Source organism: Enterococcus sp. AZ141 (assembly GCF_051714385.1).
GTDB lineage: Bacteria > Bacillota > Bacilli > Lactobacillales > Enterococcaceae > Enterococcus_D > Enterococcus_D entomosocium.
In genome coordinates this window covers 1,658,891-1,676,055 of sequence record NZ_JBIORT010000001.1, presented here as the reverse complement: position 1 = coordinate 1,676,055, position 17,165 = coordinate 1,658,891, and the positions used below count along the sequence as shown (strand labels likewise).

The window sequence follows — 17,165 nt, the reverse complement described above, 5'->3', positions numbered from 1 at the left end:
AACTCCTGCCACATTGTCTAGAGACAAAGTAGCAGGAGTCAAACGATCATTACCCATCGCTTGGATTGGAAAACTTCCTCACTATTTTTTATTTGAATTTGACGATTTCTAAACGATCAATACTTAGCGTATCCACCCCAATCTCAGACGAAAGGGTGATTTCCTGCGCCCCTTTCGGTAACTTCATGCGGACTTGTAGCGGTTGATAATATTCGGAAGGATAGACATCCACCATGTGGTTTGCTTGTTTCGTTTCAATCCTGACCTGAATTGGGTCATTCAAGGAGAGATAATCAGTGGTTTTGACATAGGCAATCACCAGAAATTCGTCTGCTTCTTCAATCTGCGGAGCAAAGATAATTTTGTCAGTCGTTGATTCAAAGCCTTGGACGACTTTCTTAGAGAGTGCTGCCTCATCTTCGACAAGCACTAAATCGCCCTCCAGCAAAGCACGGCTAGCAGTTAATCGCAGTCGATTGGGCTCAGCTTTTGGCAACGCTTGAACATGCCACTCATCAAAAGGAGCTTCCAGTAGAATTTTATCCTCTTGATCCCAACCAAACTTTTGTAAGCGGATCGAACGGTTCCAGCCCGAATGATCCCACCGAGCAGCATGATAAATCAGCCAGTCTTCAGAACCATCTTTTGATTTGGCAAATCCATTATGACCAGGTCCATAGACAGTGTTTGTCTGTTGGAAAATCGGCGCTGGTTCCTTTTGCCAGTTCGCTCTTTCTAGCGGATCATCAGCCACATCTAGGGTCATAAGACCAAGAGCGTAATCATTGTCCCAGCTTCCACTGGCAGAGTATACCAAATTGACTGTTTCGTCTTTGATCATCACTTGAGGGGCTTCATTGATCAATGGTGTTTGCCGCATTTCCCATTCATATTCTGGTTCTGAGATAAGTCGTTTCTCCCCGATCACTTCCGTAGGGGAGGCCATTTCCGCTAAATAAAGATTTTGCGCAACATTTTCATACCCTTCCCAGCCCGACCAAAGGAAATAGCGTTTGTCATTGATCTCTAAGACTGTTCCATCAATCGCAAATTTATCATCCATCCCTTTGATCTCTTCCAATTGCCACTCACCCATGTAAGGATCTTTTTGATGATTGACTAATGCGTACATACGATGCGTTTCTGAAGGACGATTAGCCGCGAAATACATCACCCAGCGATCATCTAAGTAATGAAGCTCAGGTGCCCAGATACTTTCAAATTCTGCTGGCATTTCCCAGATGATCTTTTTTTCACCAGCAGCAACGTGAGAGAGGTTTTCAGCACGCCAAAGCGTTAAATTATTCCCAGTCGTTTTGGTATAATAAAAGAACGCTTCCGTTTGCAAGATCCAAGGATCTGCCCCATCATTATCGATAATTGAAGTAAAATCGGACACTTCTTCCCCTGGATCAGTTCCAGCGCTACAACCGGTTATCATAAGCGCAGCAATCAAGATACTTACTCCACTGAGCCAAGCTGCTGATTTCCCCATCGGACATCGCCCCTTTCCTTACCAATCATTTTATTCTACCTGCGGTGGATGAAACTGCTCATTGATCTCTTTAATTGCTGCCAAATCAACTTTTGGTTGGCGATCATAGGTCAGTAACCCATTGATTTCTTGTTCGACATCTGTCAACTGAGTGTAGCAATAGCCCCAGAGTCCGACAGAGTCATAAACAGCCACCATGATTCGCTGATAATCCTTCAAGAAATCTTGTTGATTTTCCACTGAGGTATAGCCCCAACCGGGTTGCCCCGAAACATCGAAGCCAATACCACCAAACTCGGTCAATAAAATAGGCTGATCCTGATAAGAAAATCCTCCAGCGAAAATCGGCCAGGGGGTCGATACTCGACTCACCAATTTTTCTCTCGTGCTGAGACTGTCTTTAAAGTATAGATATTTTTGCCGCTCAGATTCTTGCCCATGCGCATAATTATGAATCGCACAAATATCGGTCTCCGTCATCGCCCAACCATCATTTGAAATAACCAACCGTTGCTGGTCTAACGAATGGATAAAGTGATACATCGCTTGAGAAAAATGCTGTTGCTGACGATCAAATGAGATTTTTGGCACACCCCAGCTCTCGTTGATTGGGACCCAAGTAACGATCGAAGGATGACTATAATCCCGAGTAATGATTTCTGTCCACTCTTGCATCAAACGCATCACAGAACGATCGGTATAGATTGCCGGCGCCGCACACTCTCCCCAAACCAGAAATCCTAATTTATCTGCCCAGTATAAAAAGCGTGGGTCTTCTGTTTTTTGGTGTTTTCGGCAACCATTAAATCCCATTTCTTTGGCCAATAAGATGTCTTGTTTAAAGTCCTCATCTGTTGGTGCAGTTAACAAGCCGTTCGGCCAATAGCCTTGATCGAGCACCAGCTTCTGATAGTAAGGCTTGTTATTTAAGTAGATCATACCGTTTTCTGTATGTATTTTACGCATACCAAAATAACTTTTTAGCTGATCGATGGCCTTCCCCGCTTCCCTAAGAGTCAATTCAACATCAAATAATTGCGGTTTTTCAGGTGTCCAAGACCAGCCTTCGTGGTGAAAATTCGTCCGAAAAATTTCTTGCTGGAAAATATCAACCGCAAAACTCAACTTAGAAGTGATAAAGTCTGCCTTTCCGCTAGTAACTAAAGCACCTTTAAAATAGATTTGATATTCTAAGACTACTTGTGGCTGTAACTGATTCAGTTCTACATCGATCTTAACGGCGCCAGCATCAAAATCACTCGTAAATTTCACCTGTTGCAGATGGGTTTCGGCAACTACTTCAAGCCAGACTGGCTGCCAGATCCCTGTTGAGTTTGTGTACCAGATTCCTGCTGATTCTTCTTCCCAAAATTGTTTCCCCCGTGGAATGCTTTCATCAAAATGTGGATCAAATGCTCGCACACTTAGTATTTGCTCTTGTCCAGATACTAAGGCATCCGTGATGTCTATATCAAAAGAGGTATGCCCTCCGCAATGATTTTTCACATGATTGCCATTGACAAACACATCTGCTTCATAGTCCACCGCCCCAAAATGCAAAAGGACACGACTTTTTTCAGGGACTTGCACATTGAAGGTCCGATAATACCATACAACGTCGTGCACTTCTCGAAGATCAATGCCGCTCAATGCACTTTGATAGACAAAGGGAACATTGATCTTGTACGGATAGTTTGCTTCATTTGTGTACCACTTTTCTTTTAAACCAAGATTTTGGTCATCAAAGGCAAATTGCCATTCACCATTTATGCTTAACCAATTCTCTCTCTCAAATTGCGGTCTCGGGTATTCTTCTCTACTCATATTTCCTCCAAAAACAAATTATTTTATGCCACTTTGCAACGACATTGACGCCATAAAGCTTTTTTGCGCCACCAAATACAATAAAAAGGTAGGGATCAAAGCCAAGATTGCTCCGGCAGTTCCAATTCCCGGATAGGTCATGTATTGCCCTTGTAGCAACTGCAGCCCTGGTGTAATCGGTAATTTATCAATATCGTTTATCACGATCGATGGCCACAAGAAGTCATTCCATGAGCCAGTAAAACTAAATAACGCAACCACCGTCAATACAGGTTTGATCAGTGGTAAGATAATATGATAAAAGATTTGAAACTCGTTGGCCCCATCGATCACAGCCGATTCATCCAATTCTTTAGGAATCCCTAAAATGAACTGCCGAACGAGGAAAATGTTATAAACACCTGCAGCCCCAGGAACGATGACTGCCAGAAATGTATTGGTCCAACCTAACGTATCAACGATTTTAAAATTCGGGATCAAATTGACCACCCCGGGAAACATCATCGTTCCTAACAATAGGGCAAAAATCAAATCTCTCCCCTTAAAGGTGAGTCGTGTATAGCCATAGGCTGCAAACGAGACGATCACCATAACCAACAGCGTATGTGAAGTTGAAATAATCATTGAATTCACAAACCAGCGGAACACAGGAGAAGAATCATTGCCTTGTAACAAGCCCAAAAAGTTAGTCAGCGTCCAATCTTGTGGAATCAAACTGAACCCAACCTTTTGAATCTCTGCCTCCGATTTAAACGAGGTAAAAATTGCCCATATCAAAGGAAAGAGCCAAATCACACAGACGATCGCTAGCAAAATAAAGGCAATTCTTTTCCCTAGTTTGTTTTCTCGCATCTTCTTCCCTCCTATCTTTCCATTTTTTTGATGACCATAAATTGCACAATCGAAACTGCCATGATTACAAAACCTAGTAAAATAGCCATCGCTGAAGAAATTCCTGCAACCGAGGTACTACTACCAAAAGCATTTTCTTGGATGTACATCATCAACACGCGAGTAGAATTGTTGGGTCCGCCACCCGTCAACATTAGTGGCTGACCATAAATATTAAACTGAGCGATGGTCGTCATGACCGTGGTAAAAACAAGCTGGTTGCGAATACTCGGCAAAGAAATACGGAAAAATTTCGTTATACTATTTGCACCATCTAATTCTGCTGCTTCTAACTGCTCTTTAGAGACGCCATTTAATGCAGCAACATAAATAATTAGATTCCCACCTAATGTCCACCAAATCGTCACGATCAAAATAGCGATCCATGCCCATGGTTGCGTGCCTACAAAATTGATGTCGATACCGAATACTTCTTTGATTGGCCCAAAAGATTTGCTCAAAAGGAACCCCCAAATAATCATGACGGCAGAGATTGCAAACAGTGTTGGCAGGTAGAGAATCGATTGAAAAAAACGCATCATTTTTGGTTTAGCAGATAATGCAACCGCTAGTAACAAGGGAATTACAATACATAACGGAACGGAGATTGCCGCAAAAAACAGCGTATTTTTCATTCCATTAAAAAATTGCGTATGATACAACGAGTCTTGATCAAACAAAATCGTTTGAAAATTATCAAACCCGACAAAAATCGGTGTACTGAACAGATCCCATTCAGTAAAAGAAACATAGATCCCAATCACTGCAGGAACTAAAAAGAATAAAAGAAAAAGGAGCATATGCGGACCAATAAAAACGATTGGCCAGCCATTTAACCTTTTTTTCATCAATACCCATCCTTCCTTGTATTTCTAGTGCAGCTCTCAACAAGAAACAACTGTGACAGCCCTTTAAGCCTATCAGAATTCCTCCCCTATCAAAAAATGGACTGAATTCTTTTTATGGTCGCTCTTCCTTCTGCCACAGCCTCTATGTGAGAAGATTATTTCATCTTTTCTTCTACAACTTTTTGGATCTCACCAAACGTCGTTTGAATATCTGCTTTTCCTGTGATCATGTCCCATGAGCGATTATCATATTCACCAAAGATATACGATAAGCCATCAACTGCGTTAACAGAAATTGCCGCTTGTCCTTTTTCTGTCTTCAATAAGAAGGATTGTGGCATCTCAACATATTCTTCATTGTCTAGCATAGCTAAGGAAGTAGGATTTGCACCTGATTTGACCCACTCTAATTGGTTTGCTTGTAACCAAGTCAGAAAGTCGACCATGCCACTTTTCTTTTCATCGGAACGTTCCTCGTTCGTTTTGAACATTGCAAACTGATCGACGCCTGAACCTTGAATGATATGTTCCGCATCCCATTGAGGAGTAAATGTTTGGCCCCAAGTGAAGTCACTGATTTCTTCCATATTACTTAGCATCCATGTTCCTTCTGGAAGAAAAATCAGTTGCTGGTTTGCAAAAAGTTTATTTGCATCTTCACCATCTGGGACCATGTAGCCGGCATCGTACAGATCCTTAAACTCTTGAACGGCATTGTAAGAAAACTCATTATCGATATTGATGTTTCCTTGTGCATCTTGCCATTCCCCACCCATTTGTTGGTAGAGATTCGAATAATTCTGCATGCCCCATGTATAGCCAAAACTATAGATACCATCTGCTTTTGCTTTTTCCCCAGCTTGTCTGATTTCTTCATACGTCACTACGCCATCATCCAACGCTCCTGGAACATATTTATCCACCAAATCTTGGTTGTAATACATCACCCACGAACCCATGGTTGCCGGAATCCCATATTGACTATCATCCACTACACCAGTGTCCCAAGCAGCTTCAACGTAGTTTTCCCGTGCCAATTCTGTCCCATCGATCATGTCATCCCAAGTTTCAAGCATCTCTTGGTGTTTGTACGTAGGCAAAGCTTCTGAGGCAATCAAAGCCAAATCAGGAACACCTTTCCCCGATTTCCCCGCAGTCGTCAACTTTGAAGTAAAGGTGTCACCTTGCATGCTTACTAACTTCACTTTAAAGTCTGGGTCTGTTTCATTGTATTGATCAATCGTTTTTTTGATTTTTTCACCGTCTGGTCCTGTCGTCGACGACCAAAGCAAAATTTCTGAATTATTACTTGAGCTACCACTCCCGCCACAAGCAGCTAACAACACTGTACATAATAAGCTTGTCCCTACTAAAACAATAGATTTACTTACTTTCATTTTTTACACTCCTTTTAATTTAACTAAAAAGTAAAATGACATCCAATTATCAATAAACATAATCGTTAGACTATCGTCAAATAATGTTTACACCGTAAAGTTACTATAAATATAAAGCGCTGTCAACATTATTTTAACAAGGTATAACCAAAAATTATATCATTTTACTATTTTGTAAATCCACAAGGTTATGTTATAATTAAACTATCTTTTCATTAAACATTTTAGTATAACGAGGTGATCGCTATGGAATTGGATTTAACAAACGCATCTTTACCGATCTACGAAGCACTGGCAAATGAAACTCGCTTAGCGATTTTAAGAGAATTAGGCGATAAGAAGAAAAGCATCAGTGAAATTGGACAAAAATTAGCAATCAGCAATGCTTTAATGACCAAACATATCCGTAAACTCGAAGAAGCTCAGTTGATCAAAACCGAAAAAGGATCGGGGCAAGACTGGAAGAAAAAATATTTGTCTCTAAAAACTGATTTCATCAATATCAATTTCCCAGCAAAAGTGTTTCCAGAAATGAATCTAACCTCCCAATCTGTGAAAATCGGCCACTTCACCGATTTTAAAGCTGAGCCTTCTTGTGGAATGGCGACCAAAGACCGCTTGATTGGCGCCTTAGATGATCCAAAATCTTTTCTGGATCAAGAACGTGTTGATGCAAGTATCATCTGGCTAAATAACGGTTTTTTAGAATACAAAATCCCAAATCCTTTGAAAAATGGTGAAAAAATCGAATTACTGGAAATCAGTATGGAGATTGCTTCAGAGTTCCCAATTTCGAATAACTATTGGCCCAGTGATCTTTCCTTTTACTTAAACAATCACTGCATCGGTAGTTACACCGTACCAGGAAACTTTTCGGATGTCAGAGGTTCTCTGACTCCGCAATGGTGGATCGATGAGTTCAGTCAATATGGATTGCTTAAGCATTTACGCATCAATCGCTATGATACTTCCCTCGATGGAGAAAAATTAACAGATCACAACCTGAATGAAATCGACTTAGACCACAGTGACTTTTTCACCTTTAAAATTGCTGCACCTGCAACTGCCGAAAACGCTGGTGGTTTGACCATTTTCGGCGATCGATGGGGAAATTATCCTCAAGATTTATTGTTCAATTTTTACGTATCGGAATGACTGTTGTCGTTTCATTACACAAAAAAAGCACGTAGCGAAGAGAGATCACTCCCTCAGCTAGTGCTTTTTTCTATTCTCTTACGCTGTGGCAAAAATGCGTTCAATCAACTGCATCACTGCTCGGACTTCTTCGTTTTTAACGATAGGTTCGGCACCGTTGCGTACAACGTTGTAAAAATTCTTGTAGAAAGGTTCAAAATCCGCTTCGGCTTTCGGGAAAGGAATCTCTTTGGCGGCCAATTCCGATGGCGGTGCCATCGTTTTCGTCAAGCCAACGCCTGCTTGAACTGGTTTTGGTGCGGCCACGTCTTCGCGACCTGTTGCCTGAACCATTTCACCATTTAGATCCCAATCGGTGATGGTGGCTGTTCCTTCCGTTCCTTTGATGTACCAGCGAGGCAATTGCGTGTAATTGGAGGTTCCAACTTCCACGATTGCTTTGACCCCATTTTCAAAGGTAATCAAAGCGAAGAACCCATCATCGACTTCTTCCCCCAACACAAAGCTAAGATCCGCTTTGACGTCTTTCACTGGGCTGTCGATCAGCCATAGCATTTGATCTAGCAAGTGAACGCCCCAGTCTAAGAGCATTCCCCCGCCTTGTTTTTTCACATGACGCCAGTCTCCTGGGATGCCGTTTGCCCCTTGGACCCGTGATTCTAATTGGAACAAATCGCCGATCTGTCCATTACGGTACAGTTCGCGTACAAGTAAAAAATCAGGATCCCAACGGCGGTTTTGGTGAACCATAAAGGTATTGCCGGTTTCTTGGGCAACCGCCACGATCTCATCTAGTTCCGCAGTATTCAGCGCAACAGGCTTCTCGCAAACAACATGTTTGCCTGCTCTCAATGCAGCGATCGATAACTCTTTATGCAAGTCATTAGGTGTGGCGATCAATACTGCTTCGATCGTCTCATCGGCTAAGACTTCATCATAGCTTTTAAAGATCTTATGGCCTTTTTCTTGTGAGATCGCTTGACGTTCTTCATTGATATCGTAAGTTCCTACGATGTGGATTCGTTCGTTTTCATTTGGTAAGATATTGTGGACATGGTACGCACCCATGCCGCCATATCCGATTACTGCAAAATTGATTGCACTCATGTCTGACACTCCTCGGTTTTCTTCTTATGCCCACCACATGGATGAAGCTTCTTCACGGATCATAATCGTCTTCAAGTTGCTGATGGCACGAGTCAGTCCTTCATCAATGGACATGATTGGATCTTCATGTTCAATACTCAAGACATAATCATACCCATAAATTCTAAGCGCAGAAATAATATCTGACCAGACTTGTAAGCTGTGGCCGCAACCGACTGAACGGAAGGTCCAAGCTCGGGTTTTGACATTGCTATATGGCTGCATGTCCGTCAAGCCATGCATGTTGATATTATCTTGATCCAAATACGTATCTTTGGCATGGAAGTGATGGATCGCATCGGCTTCCCCTAAGATTTTGACCGCTGCCACTGGGTCGATCCCTTGCCACCATAAATGACTTGGATCCAAGTTGCAGCCGATGGCTTTACCCGCAGCATCCCGCAGTTTCAACATCGTATAAGGGGTATGTGCCAAAAAGCCACCATGAAGTTCGATCCCAATTTTAACACCAGCCGCTTCCGCTTCCGTGTTGATGCCTTTCCAATAAGGAATCAGTTTTTGTTCCCATTGATAATTATAATTGTCATCGTATTCCGTTGGCCATGGCAATACTGGCCAGTTGACTTGTGTATCTGTTGCATTTCCGCCTGAAACGCCTGAAAATCCGTTCACAACAGGTACATTCATTAAGCTGGCTAATTTGATGGTTTTGCGCAAAAGTTCATCGGCTTCTTGCGCTTCTGCTTTTAATGGAGAGATTGGGTTGTTGTGACAGCTCAAAGCTGAGATTTCCAATCCTTTATCAGCTAATTTCGCTAAGTATTCTTTTCGCTCTGCTTCACTTGCTAGTAAACGGTCAATGTCTAAGTGGGCATTGCCTGGAGAACCACCGGTACCGATCTCGACGGTTTGCAGCCCTTTTTTCGCTACTTCATCGATCATTTCTTCGAAGCTAAGTTGATTGAATAACGGGGTAAAAACACCTAATTTCATTTTCTTTCCTCCTCAATTGCTTGAAAATGCCCATATGTTGGGTAACGATTTTCTGTTGGTGCACACCAGCGAGCCGCATTTTGGATCACTTTTTGCACTTTGGGATTGTAATAGCTTGGGAATGTCTCATGACCAGGCTGGAAATAGAAAATCTTGCCATTCCCACGGCGGAATGTACAGCCGCTGCGGAAAACTTCACCACCAGGGAACCAACTGACAAAGATCAATTCGTCCGGCGCTGGAATATCAAAGTGCTCGCCATACATTTCCTCTTGCTCTAGTTCGATCCATTCGCCGACTCCTTCAACAATTGGGTGGCTTGGATTGACATTCCAGATCCGCGCATGCTGATCGTCTACTCGCCATTTCAAATCGCACGACGTTCCCATCAAGGTTTTAAAGATTTTCGAAAAATGACCAGAATGCAAGACGATCAGTCCCATTCCTTCCCATATACGCTGCTGCACACGAGCAACGATAGCATCATCGACTTCTTCGTGCGCCATATGACCCCACCAAACCAACACATCCGTGTCAGCCAATACTTGCTCCGTCAACCCGTGTTCTGGTTCATCAAGGGTCGCCGTTCGCACTTGGAAATCATCCTCTTCTAAAAACTTGGCAATTTGACCATGGATTCCTTCTGGATACATTTTTTGGACGGTCTCATTCGTTTTTTCATGACGAAACTCGTTCCATACCGTAACGTGGATCATTGGTAGACCTCCTCTACGATGTTTTTTAATTGCAGATAATCAATCCCGCTGGCTTCTAAAGGAGCGAATTTTTGAAACGCTTCCTGCTCGACGATCAACCATGGTAGTTCTAATGCTTTAGCTGCTTCTACATACGACTTGAGTGGTAAAATCCCATTGCCGATCTCGGTGCTTTCCTGCGGCTGCTCTTGCATATCTTTGATATGAACCAAGCCGACCTTCGTTTCGCGTTCCTTTAGCCAAGGTAAAACAGCCACGTTTGCAAAGGCTAACCAGTAAAGGTCGGCTTCCAAACGCAGTTGCGGATTGTCTTTGATCAGTTCATCGATCATAGATTCTCCAGCAACTTCAGTAAATTCATGGGCATGGTTGTGGTAGTAGCAAGTCAGCCCTTCTGCTTGCAACTTTTTGGTGATCTGGGTCAGCTCCGCAGCAAAAGCTTGCCATTTTTCCAAAGAATCAAAACTGGCATACGGAATCACGATCCGTTGATTGCCAATCGTTTTTTCAAAAGCGACGGTTTCTTCAAAACGATCTCGCAATACTTCAAACGGGATATGGGAAGCCGCGACCGCCAAATCCAACTGCTCAAGCATTTCTTTGATCTGAGCAGCACTGTGTCCATGATAACCGGCAAATTCAACACCGTCATAGCCGTTTTGTTTAACTGTTTTCAACGCTTTAAAAAGATCTGTCTTGCAGTCCTCTTGAATACTCCAAAGCTGTAAAGCGATTTTCGGTTTTGTCATTTATGCTCGCTCCTTTTCTTCCAGCAGTTCTTATAGATAGACTGGCTCACCGGTTTGCGATGATTTGTAGATCGCTTCTAAAATCTCCGTCACGACCATTGCTTCTTCAGGTTTGACCACTGGTTCGGTATCGTTGATGATCGCATGGATCCACGATTGTGCTTCTAAAATTTCTGGCGTCTCGCCGTTTCCTTCATAAAAATCAACGCCGCCTGTTTCAAGTTCGATATTTTTTTCATACAGCAAGCTGTGGTCTTCTCCGTTGATGGTCAAACCGTTGTTCATATCCGCACCCGCTTTGCTGCCCATCAGTGTCGTTTTGGCTTCTTTCACATCCAAGCTGTTGAGCGCCCAGCTAGCTTCTAAGAAAATCGTTGCGCCATCTTCCATGACCACAAAACCAAAGGCCGAATCTTCTACTGAGAATTTCTCTGGATCCCAAGGGCCCCAAGCATTTGCAGCATTTTTTGTTTGCGACAACTCATGATACGCTTTTCCGACAACAAATTTTGGTTTGTAATTGTTCATCATCCATAAGGTCAGATCCAATGCGTGGGTACCAATATCGATCAACGGACCGCCCCCTTGCGCTTCTTCATCAAGGAAAACACCCCAAGTTGGCACAGCCCGACGACGGATCGCATGAGCTTTCCCAAAATAAATGTTTCCTAACTGTCCTTCGGCGCACACTTCATGAAGATAACGAGAATCTTTTCTAAAACGGTTTTGGTAGCCGATCGTGAGTTTTTTCCCTGTTCGGTTAGCTGCTTCGATCATTGCTTTGGCTTCTGCCGCTGTTTTTGCCATTGGTTTTTCACACATGACATGACAATCCGCTTCTAGTGCGGCAATCGTCAACTCAGCATGTGAGGCGTTTGGTGTACACACATGGATCACATCTAGATCGGCTTGTGCCAACATTTCTTGATAATCGCTGAATACTTGGGCATCTTCGGTCCCAAATGCTGATTTCGCTTCAACTGCACGTTCAACCAGCAGATCACAAAAGGCAACCATTTCTACTTCTTCTACTTGAGACAAGGCAGGCATGTGCTTGCCGTTTGCGATCCCACCGCACCCAATGATTCCAACTTTAACTGTCATATCTTTCCTCCTGAAAACGCTTATTATTTTCTACCCCCTCATTATAGCGAAACATCGAAAGCAGTTCTTCCCAGTTTCCATTGAAAAAATTCCCGAAAATTATCTTATGAAACTTTAACAAAAAGAACCACTCCACAATTTATGCAAAGCGCTTAAAAAAACACTATCGAGAAAAAAATAGTGCCAAATTGACAAAAAAACAGTCGACAAGCAAAGGCTCATCGGCTGTTTCTATCAATTTTGATTCAGTTGTTTCTGGTACTGCAACGGTGATTGACCAACGGCTTCCTTAAAGACATGGTGAAATGTTTTGACACTGGCAAAACCTGCTTTTTCAGCGACTTCTGCCATGGGGATCTTTTCATTGGCCAAGATAAATTTGGCTTGATTGATGCGGTATTCCGTCAAAAACTGCATGAAGGTCTTGCCAGTATTGGTTTTAAAGAAACGCGTGAAATAATGGGGACTAAACCCTACATGTCTTGCGGTGTCCTCCATCGTCAAGACTTCTTGGTAATGAGATTCGATGTACTCAAAGACATCATTCAGACGCTGCAAGGTTTCTTTGTATTGTGCGGCCGTTCGTTTTAGCGGATTGACGGCTTGTTTGCGCTTTGGCAAACCTTGATAGCACTCCCCAATCAACTGGTAAAGCAGCCCGAGAGTCAAATAACGCTTCCCAACAACATTCTCCTCTTCCAACTGATACAACTCGATCAAGAGACCTGTTATTTTTTCCGTAAAACTCGTTGGCCAATTTTTGCTGTGGGGCTCCCCTTCTTCAAAGAGTGTCATCAAGGATACTTCATTTTCTCGCAGCAACGGCTCTTCAAAAAGCTGCATATCAAATTGATAGACATAGCGTTCACTCTCAGGCGATGCTAGAAAATAGTGGGGTTGCCCGCTGGAAAAAAGATACAGATCCCCTTCCTCCAACTCAATGATCGTATCGTCAACACCAATATTGACCGTGCCACGCTTAGCGTAAATGATCTCGATTTCTTTATGGACATGGGGATAAACGATGGTCAAACCATCATTTAGAAACGTTCGAAAACGAAATTCACTTTCAAATTCAGGAATTTCAAGATACATACTCATGGCTGACCGACTCCTTCGCTCTATTCTTATTTATTATAAGCGAAAAATTGCCTAAGAGAAAACCTTTTCTCAGCCAATCATAGTTTCTTCTGCTTTTTTGTGGTATCGTATTCAAGAAAAGGAGTCTTGTTTATGAATTATTATGATCAACATCTGCATACATTTTTGTCTTTTGATTCAGATGAACAGTTTGAGAATTATCTAGCTTACCAGCCTGCCTACTTCGTTGCGACAGATCATTTCGATTTGAAGAACCCCTATTCGGGATTCCGTGATGATATTCCTGACTATGAATTACTAGTAAAAACCCACCAGAAGCTGCAAGAGACCACAGCGACGAAACTCTTAAAAGGCATCGAGATTGGTGTCGTGCCTGGTCAAGAACAAGAAATCTTGCGCTATCTTGAAAGCCATCCTTATGACTTGAAATTGATCAGTATCCATCAAAACGGTACCTTTGATTATATGGACGATGCCGTGTTGACGAAGGACAAATTTGCAGTCGCCAAACAATACTTTGACCAAATGGCCCACGTGTTGGACTCGTTTCCAGACGGGCATATCGTGACCCACTTTGATTATGGCTTGCGTCGTTTCCAATTTACAGCTGAGGAATTGGCCGCCCATTTTGAAACAGAGTTAACGACGATCTTCAAAAAAATCGTTGCCCGTGACTTAGCGATGGAAATCAACGCGAAGAGTTTTGGCCCCTATCAAAATGCCCACCTTTATCAATATGCTATCCCGCTGTATCAAAGTGTCGGGGGTAAATTGTTCACCCTCGGCTCTGATGCCCATAAAGCCAGTGACTATCGGTTAGATTTTGCAGCGATGAGCGAACTACTGCGTTCCTTTGGTGTCAATCAATTAGCGGTCTTTCAAGGTAGTGAACGGTTTATGGCGGATCTGCCGACAGAATAAGCTTATTCTTTGACTATCATGCAAAAAAATTAAAAATGACCAGCCAAGGAAAGGATGATTCCAGCTTCATTAGCAATCATCCTTTCCTTGGCTGGTCATTTTAGACGTGCGTATTATTTAATGGTTTTCAATCCTTGCACATTCAGGTCACGAAAATCAATGATCGTTTGATCCGCTGGCAGATCTTGCGCAGGGAATGCTGGATTTGCAAAACCAATACAGTACATCCCCGCAGCTTTTGCAGCTTTACAGCCATTGATCGTATCTTCAATGACGATACATTGCTGAAGGTTCGTGCCCAACAAAGACGCTACTTTCAAGAATACGTCGGGAAAAGGTTTCGAGCGTGCTACCTCTTCACTACTGACGATCTCAGTAAAATAGTTTCGCAACTGCAATTGATCCAGGTTCTCCTCAATCTCTTTTTTGGGAGAAGAGGAAGCAACACCAAGCTGAAAGTTCGCTTCTGCTAACTGCCGAATCAATGTTTGCACATGAGGAATCGCTTTGACGCCATCACGTGTGATCAACGCTTTTCTTCTGAGATTCATTTCTTCAATGTACGCTGAAACAGATTTTTGTAACTGTAATTCTTCCTTCATTTTTTCCCACATAAATTCTGCAGTGGTCCCCATGAACTGATAGTGATACGGCTCATCTACAAGGTGTCCTTCACTATGAAGCATCGCTGTTTTTGATTCTAAAAACGTATACTCAGAATCTACGATAACCCCATCCATATCAAAAATTACCGTTGGCATCATTGGCATAACCCCTGAATCGATGGCGACTCAAATGTCTCGACCCAGTCATTGTGAAAGTCCGTTATTGCTTTTTGAATGGAAGGCATGGCTAATCCTTGTCGATAGATGTCTGGATCAGCAGTGAGCGCATGTGCCCCTGCACGAATCGCGCGATTCATTTGCGCAGTGTTCTTAAAGCTTGCAGCAAGGATCTTACTTTGTGCTTGAGTGGTATGAATCGCTTGTGCCAATGATTCAATGACTGTTGGTGCATCAACATTGATATTTTCCATACGGTTATAGTATGGCGCCAAATAATCGACTCCAGCACCAATCGCTAAGAACCCCTGTAATTCGGTATAAATGGCTGTAGCTGTTAAATTGAATTCACGCTCTTTTAATCGTTTGATGGCTTCTAACCCATTTTCATTGACAGGGATTTTGATATAGACGTCGTTTCCCAGCTTATTGATAATCGTTTCTGCATCTAGAATCATCTCATCGACAGTTTCCCCAACCACTTGAACGTGTAAGGACGCTTCTCCGATTCGTTCTTTCACTGCTTGCAAATGAGTAAAAAAGTCGATGTTCCCCGCAGCTTTCAAAATCGTGGGGTTCGAGGTTACTCCTGCCAGCGGGAGTACCTTTTGATAGTAGGTGATTTCTTCAAGATTTACTGTATCCAAAAAGAATTCCATTGTTTACACTCCTTCAATCTTACGTTTTACTAGACAGTTTCCTTACTTAATACTGATTTTTGTTCCTTTTTCAATCACAGGGATCGTTTTTTCTTCTACATAAAGTGTGCCTGGTAATTCAGAGGTCGAACTGCCATCAAATTTAATCGTGATGTGTCCTAACTCTTGCAAATTCCTTGATACCACATCACCTACCGAGGTAATTTGATAGCTTTGATCATCGATCCATAATTTTTGTTCAGATGTAATCGTGCCATTCATTGGCTGTACTTCAATATTGTAACAATAGTCAGCTAATGCTGCCGGTGCATCTTTGCCAAAAAGAATGATCATATTTTCTTCGCGAAATAATTCTGCCTCCACACCGATTGAAAGAACTGTCGTAGTAAAAACTGCCATTTCTGCTTCCTCCTATACTGATTTAACTATAAAGTCCAAAACTTGCAAGCCATGCTACGAAGACCCGTGGTACACCATTTAAGAAACGAGAATAAAGAACAGAAGGTACCCCAACCTCAACCGTTTCCGCTTCTGCCTCTTCTAATCCTAACCCAACTGGAATGAAATCACAGGCATTTTGAGTATTGATCGCAAATAATGCAGGTAGAGCAAGTTGAGGTGGAATCGTTCCTTTACCGATCTCGACCCCAATCAGAGTTCCAATCACTTGACTGATCACTGCCCCTGGTCCAAGTAACGGGGAGAGAAATGGCAAGGAACAAATAAAGCCAATGATCATCAATCCCCAAATATTGCCAGCCAATGGCGCCATTACATTCGCAAAGAAATTTCCAACGCCTGACCCTTGAATGATCCCAATCAACAGGGAAACAAATGCCATGAAGGGAATGACGGTATTGATCATCGTCTGAACCCCATCTCGTGCAGATTGGTTAAAGGTCGCAACGACTTTCCCGGCGCCCATCCCGATCTTGGCAATAAAATTTTGCTGCTCGGCTTTTTGCTCCGTGATTTTTTTCGAAGTATCGTAGGTAAATTCCCGCTTAGGAGCTGTTGCTTCATTGGTGACAGTGATTGCTTCTTGCTCTTCGCTTAATGAAATTTGTTCGACCCCAACCGCCGAAACATAGATCTGTTCATTGATATATTGTGCTAATGGCCCGCTTTTCCCCGTTGCGACGACATTGATCGTCGGAATCCCTTTTTTGGGATAAATACCGCAACGTAGTGTGCCACCACAGTCAATGATTGCCAATGCAATTTCATCATCGGGAATCGATGTTTTAAAGCCATTGACTGCTTCCATTCCCGTTAATTCAACAATTTTATCAACGATTGCAGGTCGCTCACCACCACCAGTAATGTAAATAAATTTATGTCTTTCTTCTGTCGGCGTGATCACTAAGGGACCGCCATAACCACCGCTGCCTTTGACTACTCGTATACTTTTATACGTCATCTT

General features: G+C 42.6%; 17 protein-coding genes. 2 read left to right on the top strand and 15 right to left on the bottom strand.

Translation table 11 applies throughout. The features are described from left to right. Window positions 1-88 precede the first annotated feature (88 nt). The 5 genes from IGI89_RS07870 to IGI89_RS07850 form a co-directional block, all read right to left on the bottom strand. Window positions 89-1,495: a glycoside hydrolase family 43 protein gene (locus IGI89_RS07870; RefSeq protein WP_086332684.1), complete on the bottom strand. Its 1,407-nt coding sequence runs from the start codon at window positions 1,493-1,495 to the stop codon at window positions 89-91. 30 nt (window positions 1,496-1,525) lie between these two features. Then, the gene (locus IGI89_RS07865) at window positions 1,526-3,319 is read right to left on the bottom strand and encodes a glycoside hydrolase family 2 protein (protein ID WP_438735509.1); all 1,794 of its coding nucleotides are present in this window, start codon (window positions 3,317-3,319) and stop codon (window positions 1,526-1,528) included. Window positions 3,320-3,337: 18 nt separating this feature from the next. Beyond that, the gene (locus IGI89_RS07860) at window positions 3,338-4,171 is read right to left on the bottom strand and encodes a carbohydrate ABC transporter permease (protein WP_061053283.1); all 834 of its coding nucleotides are present in this window, start codon (window positions 4,169-4,171) and stop codon (window positions 3,338-3,340) included. An 11-nt stretch (window positions 4,172-4,182) separates the two neighbouring features. Beyond that, the gene (locus IGI89_RS07855) at window positions 4,183-5,058 is read right to left on the bottom strand and encodes a carbohydrate ABC transporter permease (protein WP_016612866.1); all 876 of its coding nucleotides are present in this window, start codon (window positions 5,056-5,058) and stop codon (window positions 4,183-4,185) included. A 155-nt stretch (window positions 5,059-5,213) separates the two neighbouring features. After that, the gene (locus IGI89_RS07850) at window positions 5,214-6,455 is read right to left on the bottom strand and encodes an extracellular solute-binding protein (protein WP_422705550.1); all 1,242 of its coding nucleotides are present in this window, start codon (window positions 6,453-6,455) and stop codon (window positions 5,214-5,216) included. A gap of 246 nt (window positions 6,456-6,701) precedes the next feature. On the opposite strand from IGI89_RS07850, the gene IGI89_RS07845 reads away from it, so the two are divergent. Continuing rightward, complete coding sequence (locus IGI89_RS07845; protein WP_008380365.1) at window positions 6,702-7,610, top strand: ArsR/SmtB family transcription factor; 909 nt, start codon at window positions 6,702-6,704, stop codon at window positions 7,608-7,610. 78 nt (window positions 7,611-7,688) lie between these two features. Here the strand turns inward: IGI89_RS07845 and IGI89_RS07840 are convergent, their stop codons facing one another. The 6 genes from IGI89_RS07840 to IGI89_RS07815 all read right to left on the bottom strand — a co-directional run bounded on the left by IGI89_RS07840 (window position 7,689) and on the right by IGI89_RS07815 (window position 13,380). After that, window positions 7,689-8,717, bottom strand: coding sequence for a Gfo/Idh/MocA family protein (locus IGI89_RS07840; protein ID WP_060791480.1), 1,029 nt, complete (start codon window positions 8,715-8,717; stop codon window positions 7,689-7,691). A 24-nt stretch (window positions 8,718-8,741) separates the two neighbouring features. After that, on the bottom strand, window positions 8,742-9,710 hold the full coding sequence (locus IGI89_RS07835; RefSeq protein ID WP_005228209.1) for a sugar phosphate isomerase/epimerase family protein: 969 nt from the start codon (window positions 9,708-9,710) through the stop codon (window positions 8,742-8,744). Then, a complete protein-coding gene (locus IGI89_RS07830; RefSeq protein ID WP_313151056.1) occupies window positions 9,707-10,426 on the bottom strand; it encodes a ThuA domain-containing protein in 720 nt (239 codons plus the stop codon). The genes IGI89_RS07835 and IGI89_RS07830 overlap by 4 nt, the downstream gene beginning before the upstream one ends. Beyond that, the gene (locus IGI89_RS07825) at window positions 10,423-11,175 is read right to left on the bottom strand and encodes a sugar phosphate isomerase/epimerase family protein (RefSeq protein ID WP_438735508.1); all 753 of its coding nucleotides are present in this window, start codon (window positions 11,173-11,175) and stop codon (window positions 10,423-10,425) included. The genes IGI89_RS07830 and IGI89_RS07825 overlap by 4 nt, the downstream gene beginning before the upstream one ends. A gap of 30 nt (window positions 11,176-11,205) precedes the next feature. Continuing rightward, window positions 11,206-12,279: a Gfo/Idh/MocA family protein gene (locus IGI89_RS07820; RefSeq protein WP_005228203.1), complete on the bottom strand. Its 1,074-nt coding sequence runs from the start codon at window positions 12,277-12,279 to the stop codon at window positions 11,206-11,208. A gap of 234 nt (window positions 12,280-12,513) precedes the next feature. Beyond that, a complete protein-coding gene (locus IGI89_RS07815) occupies window positions 12,514-13,380 on the bottom strand; it encodes an AraC family transcriptional regulator (protein WP_216682445.1) in 867 nt (288 codons plus the stop codon). Window positions 13,381-13,512: 132 nt separating this feature from the next. Here IGI89_RS07815 and IGI89_RS07810 point away from each other — a divergent pair, with 132 nt between their 5' ends. Then, entirely contained in the window at window positions 13,513-14,301 is a 789-nt protein-coding gene (locus tag IGI89_RS07810) for a PHP domain-containing protein (protein ID WP_438735507.1), read from the top strand. Between the two features lie 113 nt (window positions 14,302-14,414). Here the strand turns inward: IGI89_RS07810 and IGI89_RS07805 are convergent, their stop codons facing one another. From IGI89_RS07805 to srlE, 4 genes are read right to left on the bottom strand one after another with little or no spacing between them, the layout of a single operon-like run. Next, a complete protein-coding gene (locus IGI89_RS07805; RefSeq protein WP_438735506.1) occupies window positions 14,415-15,065 on the bottom strand; it encodes an HAD family hydrolase in 651 nt (216 codons plus the stop codon). Continuing rightward, entirely contained in the window at window positions 15,062-15,742 is a 681-nt protein-coding gene (locus IGI89_RS07800; RefSeq protein ID WP_061053289.1) for a fructose-6-phosphate aldolase, read from the bottom strand. The genes IGI89_RS07805 and IGI89_RS07800 overlap by 4 nt, the downstream gene beginning before the upstream one ends. 42 nt (window positions 15,743-15,784) lie before the next feature. Beyond that, on the bottom strand, window positions 15,785-16,141 hold the full coding sequence (locus tag IGI89_RS07795) for a PTS glucitol/sorbitol transporter subunit IIA (RefSeq protein ID WP_016621850.1): 357 nt from the start codon (window positions 16,139-16,141) through the stop codon (window positions 15,785-15,787). 22 nt (window positions 16,142-16,163) lie between these two features. Then, window positions 16,164-17,162 (bottom strand): PTS glucitol/sorbitol transporter subunit IIB, encoded by a 999-nt coding sequence (gene srlE, locus IGI89_RS07790; RefSeq protein ID WP_061053290.1) that lies wholly within the window; start codon window positions 17,160-17,162, stop codon window positions 16,164-16,166. Window positions 17,163-17,165 lie beyond the last annotated feature (3 nt).

Excerpts from the sequence above, each read along its gene's own strand:
- IGI89_RS07835 (WP_005228209.1), bottom strand. The coding sequence starts at position 9,710 with ATGAAATTAGGTGTTTTTACCCCGTTATTCAATCAACTTAGCTTCGAA.
- IGI89_RS07845 (WP_008380365.1), top strand. The coding sequence starts at position 6,702 with ATGGAATTGGATTTAACAAACGCATCTTTACCGATCTACGAAGCACTG.
- IGI89_RS07825 (WP_438735508.1), bottom strand. The coding sequence starts at position 11,175 with ATGACAAAACCGAAAATCGCTTTACAGCTTTGGAGTATTCAAGAGGAC.
- IGI89_RS07870 (WP_086332684.1), bottom strand. The coding sequence starts at position 1,495 with ATGGGGAAATCAGCAGCTTGGCTCAGTGGAGTAAGTATCTTGATTGCT.
- IGI89_RS07855 (WP_016612866.1), bottom strand. The coding sequence starts at position 5,058 with ATGAAAAAAAGGTTAAATGGCTGGCCAATCGTTTTTATTGGTCCGCAT.
- IGI89_RS07830 (WP_313151056.1), bottom strand. The coding sequence starts at position 10,426 with ATGATCCACGTTACGGTATGGAACGAGTTTCGTCATGAAAAAACGAAT.
- IGI89_RS07840 (WP_060791480.1), bottom strand. The coding sequence starts at position 8,717 with ATGAGTGCAATCAATTTTGCAGTAATCGGATATGGCGGCATGGGTGCG.
- srlE (WP_061053290.1), bottom strand. The coding sequence starts at position 17,162 with ATGACGTATAAAAGTATACGAGTAGTCAAAGGCAGCGGTGGTTATGGC.
- IGI89_RS07810 (WP_438735507.1), top strand. The coding sequence starts at position 13,513 with ATGAATTATTATGATCAACATCTGCATACATTTTTGTCTTTTGATTCA.
- IGI89_RS07850 (WP_422705550.1), bottom strand. The coding sequence starts at position 6,455 with ATGAAAGTAAGTAAATCTATTGTTTTAGTAGGGACAAGCTTATTATGT.
- IGI89_RS07815 (WP_216682445.1), bottom strand. The coding sequence starts at position 13,380 with ATGAGTATGTATCTTGAAATTCCTGAATTTGAAAGTGAATTTCGTTTT.
- IGI89_RS07805 (WP_438735506.1), bottom strand. The coding sequence starts at position 15,065 with ATGATGCCAACGGTAATTTTTGATATGGATGGGGTTATCGTAGATTCT.
- IGI89_RS07800 (WP_061053289.1), bottom strand. The coding sequence starts at position 15,742 with ATGGAATTCTTTTTGGATACAGTAAATCTTGAAGAAATCACCTACTAT.
- IGI89_RS07860 (WP_061053283.1), bottom strand. The coding sequence starts at position 4,171 with ATGCGAGAAAACAAACTAGGGAAAAGAATTGCCTTTATTTTGCTAGCG.
- IGI89_RS07820 (WP_005228203.1), bottom strand. The coding sequence starts at position 12,279 with ATGACAGTTAAAGTTGGAATCATTGGGTGCGGTGGGATCGCAAACGGC.
- IGI89_RS07795 (WP_016621850.1), bottom strand. The coding sequence starts at position 16,141 with ATGGCAGTTTTTACTACGACAGTTCTTTCAATCGGTGTGGAGGCAGAA.
- IGI89_RS07865 (WP_438735509.1), bottom strand. The coding sequence starts at position 3,319 with ATGAGTAGAGAAGAATACCCGAGACCGCAATTTGAGAGAGAGAATTGG.